Below are 273 nucleotides of genomic sequence, written 5' to 3'. Positions count from 1 at the left end.
GAAGCTGGCCGCATGCAGCCTCACAGCGTCGATGGTGAAGTAGTGCCGGAACAGCAGGTAGTCACCGCAAGTGGTGAGCCGCTGGTGAAGCGTTTCTTGACCTTCAACGTGGTCGCCGATAAACTGCGCTACATCGGGCGCACGACTCTTTGCCTTACCGTACCGATCAACCCGCCTGGGTAGCGTCTCGATTCCATCAGCCCCGAACTCCTCTGACCAGGACTCGGGGCTTTCCTTTTCAAGGTCGGGTGGCGACATACCCCCCCCTTCCTG

1 protein-coding gene is annotated in these 273 nt (G+C 59.7%); it reads left to right on the top strand.

What is annotated here, in order from left to right:
• On the top strand, window positions 1-183 hold a 183-nt coding region (locus ABG80_RS22705; protein ID WP_235513815.1), incomplete at its 5' end, for a hypothetical protein.
• Between the last annotated feature and the right edge of the window lie 90 nt (window positions 184-273).

Origin of the sequence: Aquabacterium parvum, assembly GCF_001447195.1 — a bacterium.
Taxonomy (GTDB): Bacteria; Pseudomonadota; Gammaproteobacteria; order Burkholderiales; family Burkholderiaceae_C; genus Aquabacterium; species Aquabacterium parvum.
This window is presented reverse-complemented; position numbering and strand designations above follow the sequence as displayed.